The organism is Streptomyces niveus (assembly GCF_001723055.1).
GTDB classification, from domain to species: domain Bacteria; phylum Actinomycetota; class Actinomycetes; order Streptomycetales; family Streptomycetaceae; genus Streptomyces; species Streptomyces niveus.
On sequence record NZ_MDCR01000468.1, the window covers coordinates 1 to 2116 of the forward strand.

Here is a 2116-nt window from a genome sequence, read left to right on the forward strand (position 1 = left end):
CAGTCCGCCAGCCGCCGCCGGCGCGCGGCGCGGCCGGTCGCGGAGGGGGTGGCGGGGCCGACCGGTGCGTCGGCGTCCGGGGCCGCGTAGGCGGGGTCGGCGAAAGCCGGGTCGGCGAAGTTCGCGTCCGGGAAGCCCGGGAACGCGTCGAACTCCCGCGTGTGGGATATCTCGGCCATCACCGCCACCGTCGAGGGGGTGTGGTGACGATGCGAGCCGGCGGGTGCGATGTCGGGGGCGTAGGCACCACAACCGGGGCACACGAAAACCCCGTTGAGCGTCCGACGGCACGTCGAGCAGTAGTCCATCCGCGATCTTTCTGTGCTGACTGTGCCGTCTGGAAACCGACGACCGGTCTGGATTTCGCACTCAGGATCGAGCGCGCAACAACCTAACGGGAACTCCGGGAGGCTGTGCGAACCCTGTGTGTCGCTCCTGCGAAGATCGCGAAACGGTGCGTTTGGCCGTCTACACGGGCTTGCGGGCGAGCAGGCAGGCGTGGGGTCTTTTCGACCGTCCGGTCGGCTCCTGCTCCAGCTTCGCGGCGACGACGAGTCCGGCCTCCTCCAGCAGGCCGGTGACGCGGTCCAGGGGCAGGAGGTACGACTCGTAGGACACCGGGCGGCCGTAGCCCTGGGTCGGTGTTACGCGTTCGTCGCCGACGAAGTCTCCCCAGAGCAGGTGGCCGCCGGGCGCGAGCGCGCGGTGGAACTCGGCGAACACCGTGGGCAGCCACCGCGGGGGCGTGTGGTGGGTGGAGTACCAGGCGAGGATGCCGCCGAGTTCGTCGTCGCCCGTCTCCAGCGCGGTCATGGAGCCCACGGCGAACCGCAGGTCCGGGTAGGCCTGCCGGGCCAGAGCGACCATCTTCGGCGACAGATCGACGCCGAAGGCGGACACCCCCAACCCGCCCAGGTACGCGGTCACCCGCCCGGGCCCGCACCCCAGATCCGCGACCGGCCCCGAACCGGCCGTCCGCACGATTTCGGCGAACCCCGCGAGCATCGCGCGTGACAGCGGGTCCATCGCGTCGGGCGGCGGAATGCGCTCGACGTAATCGACGGCGACGGTGTCGTACGACTCGCGTACGGCGGTCAGGTAGGAGGGCTCAGCCATACGGGCAACCCTAGAACCGACCGGCCACTGAGGGCCGTACCCGAACTGGGCGAGTTCGGCCGGGACTTGGGGATCGGTGTGTGGACGGTGGCCGTCGGGCCGCCCCGGCTGCGCACAGGACCCGGCGGAGATCATGCGCGCCACGGCTCCGTGAGAGGCTCGGGAGGAGCGGGAGTCCGGCTGCGGGGAGGTACGTCCGACGTGGCGTTCAGCGCGAGAGAGTATCCGGAACTGTGGGCGTTCCTGGAAGCACGCCACCCCGGCGAGATCCTGTCCGGAACGGTCGCGGCGATCGAGCGGTTCGGGGTGTTCGTGGCCCTGGACGACGGCCCGGTCCATCCGGTCTTCCCCGGCGTCGGGTTCATCACGATCCCCGAACTGTCCTGGCGGCGCATCGAGGCGGTCTCGGACGTGGTTCGGGTCGGGCAGCGGGTGTCGTGCGAGTTCCTCCAGTTCGACACGTGGAACGGGGAGGCCAGGCTGTCCCTGAGAGCGACCGAGCCGGACCCCTTCCAGGCGTTCGCCGACGGCGTCACGGTGGGGCAGACGCTGCGGGGGCGGGTCACCAAGCTGATCGAGTTCGGCGTTTTCGTCGAAGTCGCCGACGGCGTCGAGGGGTTGGTACATCGTGATGAACTGGCGCGGGAAGTCGCCGAGGCCGGGGCGGAGATGACAGTGGTCGTCACGGACGTCGACCGGGAGCGCCGCCGGCTGCTGCTCTCCGAACGGCGGGCCGCGCCTGACGCCGGGTGACACCTGCCGTAGATGCGGGGCCGGGTGCACCCGGCCCCGCATCGGCCTATGTCAGCCGCCTACCGCTGCTTGGGCAGCCGGATCGTGCGGACCAGTGGCATGTCCGCGTACAGGTCCGGGTCCACCGTGACCACCGGGCGTCCGTCCGGCCAGTCCACCGTCGGGCGGGAAAGGTGGATCGCCTGCCCCAGCCGCCACTCGACCCCGTCCCGGAGCAACGCACCCACCGCCGAGGCGCCCGCGAAGT

The 2116-nt window shown here is 70.9% G+C and carries 4 protein-coding genes; 1 reads left to right on the forward strand and 3 read right to left on the reverse strand.

Features of this window, described 5'->3' with window-relative positions; translation table 11 throughout:
- The coding region (locus tag BHU15_RS42340; RefSeq protein ID WP_438285004.1) for an SCO2400 family protein at positions 1 to 308 on the reverse strand (308 nt) is incomplete at its 3' end.
- 160 nt (positions 309 to 468) lie between these two features.
- Positions 469 to 1116 carry a class I SAM-dependent methyltransferase gene (locus tag BHU15_RS36345; protein ID WP_069630997.1) on the reverse strand — a complete coding sequence of 216 codons (648 nt, stop codon included), beginning with the start codon at positions 1114 to 1116 and terminating at the stop codon, positions 469 to 471.
- 201 nt (positions 1117 to 1317) lie between these two features.
- Here BHU15_RS36345 and BHU15_RS36350 point away from each other — a divergent pair, with 201 nt between their 5' ends.
- Positions 1318 to 1869 carry a S1 RNA-binding domain-containing protein gene (locus tag BHU15_RS36350; protein ID WP_069630998.1) on the forward strand — a complete coding sequence of 184 codons (552 nt, stop codon included), beginning with the start codon at positions 1318 to 1320 and terminating at the stop codon, positions 1867 to 1869.
- A gap of 59 nt (positions 1870 to 1928) precedes the next feature.
- Here the strand turns inward: BHU15_RS36350 and BHU15_RS40640 are convergent.
- The coding region (locus tag BHU15_RS40640) for a PIN domain-containing protein (RefSeq protein ID WP_497210045.1) at positions 1929 to 2116 on the reverse strand (188 nt) is incomplete at its 5' end.